The sequence below is a fragment of the Kocuria sp. ICS0012 genome, assembly GCF_001665945.1.
In the GTDB taxonomy this organism is placed as follows: Bacteria; Actinomycetota; Actinomycetes; order Actinomycetales; family Micrococcaceae; genus Kocuria; species Kocuria marina.
Genome location: NZ_LZMM01000075.1, coordinates 1 through 2,208 on the forward strand (window position 1 = coordinate 1; position 2,208 = coordinate 2,208).

Genomic DNA, 2,208 nt, shown 5'->3' on the forward strand with positions numbered 1-2,208 from the left:
CTACGCTCGGCAATGCACCCATCAATCGGAAACCGACGACTCGTACAGCGACCGGACCGAATGAAGGGGGCGGCCCAAGCACCCGGGGGTGACGCCGAGCTCTTGGACGAGGTGCCAAATCTCGAGCTGCGCGCCGCGACTGGCGTGCAGAGCCGCCCAGGGAACGAGCAGGCGCGCGGTCTCCTCGCGCACCGCGGCCTCGACGGCCGGCGGTTGGTGGCCGGTGTGTCCGCGGGTGATGTGCACAAGTTCGTGTGTGAGCGTGCAGCGTCGCTCGGTGGTCGTCAGATGGGTGTCGAGCCAGATCGTCGTGCCGTCTGTGCAGCCCGAGAGGCGCTCGAGGGGGATCGTGTGCACGTCGATGCCTGGCTCAATCACCGAAGCCCAGGGATCGACATGTATTCGAATCTACGGTGGGCGGGCGACAGGCACAAAGATGGCCCCGCACCATTACGGTGCGGGGCCATCGCTGCCGCTCTGGGGGGCGGGTTGTTACTTCAGCTCGGCACTCGTCGCGGTGCACGAAGCGGAGGACATGTCGCCGCTGCTGTCATTCTTCACGACGACCTTGCCGTTGTAGATGATCTCGCAGGTCACTGCGTTGTCGCCGCCCATTGTGGCTGAGGTGACGGACAGGGTTGCAGCATCCACCCAGTCCTCGAGGGTGAGGTCCTTGGACCATTCACCGGAGAAGTTCTGGCTGCTCTGTGTCGAACTGTTACCGAAGGCCACCATCCCATCGCTGGACGACGTCGCGCGCAACGTGACAGTCTTGCCGGCCTGCGTGGCCGCGGGATCCGTGGCCGCCGGGGTGCCCGCCTCGGCGGTGGGCTGGGCAACCGCGGGGCTCGGGTCATTCGTTGCCTCGTCGGCGGCGTTCAGAGCCCCGCCGATTAGGACCGCGCAGCCGCCGAACAACAGCAGCGCAAGCAACGCGAGGATGCCCACGACCCACGGCCACTTCTTACGCTTCTTCGGGGGCTGCTGCTGCGGGTAGCCCTGCTGGGGTGCTCCATTGACCGGGCCCTGGGGGTAACCATCGGGACCGTTGGTGGGGGTGCTCATGGGGGTTCTCCAATGCCTGGATCCGCGCGCACTCGCGCAGTGAATGGGGGCAACCACAAGCCATGTGGTTGCATGTGCACACTAAATTACCTGGGAAAAGCCTGGGCCAACAGCCGCCGCGCCCAAGTGAGCCGCGACATTACAGGACGCCCTACAGGTCGCCCCAGTGCCCGTCGTCCTGGCCGGCCTCCCCAGCCTCATCCTGGGCAGCCCGACGCGCACGCCCCTCGCTCGGGGCATCATCGGCCGCCAGTGCGGCCTCATTGGGTACAGGAGCCAGATGCCGGCCCGCGCTTGCGGGCTCTGCTGCCGAGCTCACCCCGGCGCGGGTAATGGGGGTCTGTTGCGTCGACTGCGCGCCGCCCGCTTCCGTCCCCGGTTCCTGCTCGTGGTCCTCGGTGTCGCGTTCATGGCTGAGCCTCTCAGTCGCTTCTCGTAGTGCCACGACGAGCTTCTGCTCCCGCCGCGCCTGACGAATCAACCCACGCGCCATGTCGATCAACATCTGCCGCTCTTCCGGACCCAACTCGTCCACACCCTCCGGCAGCTGCTCCGCCAGCCCGTTGCTCGGCGCTCGCATTCCTGCGATCCCGAGCACCTGTCGCTCGGGAAGGTCGGAGAGGTAGGCCAACGCCCGCAAGGTCTTCACGCTGGGCTTGCGGGTGTAGGTGCCTGCCAGGATGGAGTCGATGGTTCCGTAGCTGATCGTGTGGCCGTGCTTGCCGGCCACCTTGGCGAGGCCTCGTCCGCCGGCGCCGTCGTGCCGGGCCTTGGCGGCCAGTGCGACGTCGCGCAGGGTTCGGGGTTGCTTCGTCATGGGTCCATCCTGGCGAGATTGCTGTTATTGGTGCCCTACGCCCAGATCCATCAAAATAAAAGTGGTTTCCGAACTAAGGCGAGTTTACGCGGCGGCACGGGTAAGGGCTGGACGAGTGGATGACAAACGCTTTACAGTTCACTTGTAACCACGACGAAAGGGTGTCACGAGGTGCCTCACCAACGGCGCGAAGCCACGTTCATGGCAGCGACCGAAGATCCGACTCCAACGGGGGGGGGGCGGTGGGGTAAGGCCCCCCCAATGGGGGGGGGGGGTTTAAAAACCGGGGGGGGGCACCAGGGGCACCGGGATCAACATGGGGCACG

At 66.1% G+C, this 2,208-nt stretch carries 3 protein-coding genes; all 3 read right to left on the reverse strand.

The features are described 5' to 3' along the window. Window positions 1-21: 21 nt before the first annotated feature. The 3 genes from A5728_RS11775 to A5728_RS11785 all read right to left on the reverse strand — a co-directional run bounded on the left by A5728_RS11775 (window position 22) and on the right by A5728_RS11785 (window position 1,882). Window positions 22-357, reverse strand: a complete 336-nt coding sequence (locus A5728_RS11775) for an ImmA/IrrE family metallo-endopeptidase (RefSeq protein ID WP_064847257.1) — start codon at window positions 355-357, stop codon at window positions 22-24. A 135-nt stretch (window positions 358-492) separates the two neighbouring features. Further along, window positions 493-1,065: a hypothetical protein gene (locus A5728_RS11780; RefSeq protein WP_064847258.1), complete on the reverse strand. Its 573-nt coding sequence runs from the start codon at window positions 1,063-1,065 to the stop codon at window positions 493-495. Between the two features lie 151 nt (window positions 1,066-1,216). After that, window positions 1,217-1,882 carry a hypothetical protein gene (locus A5728_RS11785; protein WP_064847259.1) on the reverse strand — a complete coding sequence of 222 codons (666 nt, stop codon included), beginning with the start codon at window positions 1,880-1,882 and terminating at the stop codon, window positions 1,217-1,219. Window positions 1,883-2,208: the final 326 nt, after the last annotated feature.

Coding starts and splice junctions, on each gene's coding strand:
- A5728_RS11780 (WP_064847258.1), bottom strand. CDS start 1,065: ATGAGCACCCCCACCAACGGTCCCGATGGTTACCCCCAGGGCCCGGTC.
- A5728_RS11785 (WP_064847259.1), bottom strand. CDS start 1,882: ATGACGAAGCAACCCCGAACCCTGCGCGACGTCGCACTGGCCGCCAAG.